This is a genomic window from Fundidesulfovibrio sp., from assembly GCF_058402725.1.
The window spans coordinates 1-1521 of record NZ_JBZVFJ010000364.1; the positions used below are offsets into that span (position 1 = coordinate 1).

The 1521-nt window shown below is 74.0% G+C and carries 2 protein-coding genes; one reads left to right on the forward strand and one right to left on the reverse strand.

Annotated features, from left to right (window positions below; genetic code table 11):
• The coding region (locus ACV4UX_RS19690; RefSeq protein ID WP_491594970.1) for a hypothetical protein at positions 1-939 on the reverse strand (939 nt) is incomplete at its 3' end.
• A 140-nt stretch (positions 940-1079) separates the two neighbouring features.
• Here ACV4UX_RS19690 and ACV4UX_RS19695 point away from each other — a divergent pair.
• A partial coding sequence (locus ACV4UX_RS19695; protein WP_491594971.1) for a FadR/GntR family transcriptional regulator occupies positions 1080-1521 on the forward strand: 442 nt, incomplete at its 3' end.

Here is a 1521-nt window from a genome sequence, read left to right on the forward strand (position 1 = left end):
GAGCCCCGGCACGGTCAGGGACTCCACGTCCAGGGCCGCGCGCCCGCCGGAAAAGTTCCCTGGGGCTTTGAGCCGGTCCGAGAGCCCCCTGGGCAGCGCGGCCAAGGCCCGGGCCGCCACCTCGGGAACGTCCTGGGGAGCGCCCTCCAGGGCCAGCGCGGGCACCTCCAGCACCAGCCCCGTGAGCCGCGCCGAATCGCCCGCCACGTCCGCCTCGCCCGAGGCCGAGAGCGACGCCCGCAGCCATGCGGCGGAGGCCTCGCCCCGCTCCAGGCGGAAGGCGGCGCGCAGGGAACGCGCGGGGAGGTCGAAACTCCCGTCCAGGGCGATGTCGCTTTCGGCCCGGACGGTATCCGGCTCCTTGAGGCCCGTCCGGATCGCCGCGCCGCAACGCCCCGCCAGGGAGAACGCCCCCGTCGAGGCTGCGTCCAGGCTGAGTCCCGTGGCCCAGGCTTCGCCCTGCGGCAGGGCAAGGCGCATCTCGCCGTCGGAGACCAGAACGCGCAGGCTGCCCAGCGCCATGGGCGGCTGGGACGGACGCTCCTGCGGCCCCTCGGAGGCCTTGCGCCCCGTGAGCGTCACGGACACGCGCGGGGACTCCACGCGCACCAGCCAGTGGCGGCCGTCCGGGGCGTCGCGGCGCTCGAAGACGCAGCGCGCGGCCCGGATGTCCACCTCCATGTCGGGGAAGGAGCGGCGCAGGCGCACCTGGAAGAGTTCCGCGCGGGGCGGGTCCACGGAGAGCACGGTGTCGTCGGCGGAGGCCTCCACGCCCAGTGCCGCCAGGGAGGCGTTGAGGGCCTGGGTGCGCGACGGCGCATGGGCCAGGAAGGCAACGAGCGCCAGCACGGCCAGCATGGCCGCGGCGGCAAGCGTGCGCCCGACGCGTCCGCGCCTCGCAGGCCTCGCCGCCTCGCCGTCGGCTGGTGGTGGACGCATGCCCGATCCCCCGCGCTGTGGATGGATGAACCGGTTACATACTACCATGCACCGATGGTTGCGTAAACTACAGCGGCTTGCGCGCCGGGCGCGCCTGGGCCATGATGGAACGCCCGGAACGCTCCGGGCAAGGAGTGCCCATGCTCGACGACGCCCACAACGCGCGCTTTCTGGAGATGCAGGTCGCCCGGAGGCCCGGGCGCATCCGCGACGTCATGGAATTCCGGCTTCTCCTGGAGCCCGAAGTGGCCGCTCTGGCCGCCCGGCGGCGCAAGCCGGAAGACCTGGAACGCCTGCGCCGCGTCCTGGCGGAGCAGGAGCGCTGCGCCGACGCCGATTTCGCAGGGCTGGACGCGCGCTTCCACACGGCCCTGGCGCGCTGCACGGGCAACGAGGTGGTCTGGGAGACAGCCGCCATGCTGCGCGACCTGGTCTCCGAGAGCCGTGCGGCCCCGCTCATGACCGAAGCCCGTCGCGCGGGCTCCCTGCACGACCACCGCCTCATCCTGGAGGCCCTGGAACAGGGCGATACCGGGGCCTGCCGCGAGGCCATGCGCGAGCACCTGCTGCACACCGGCGAGG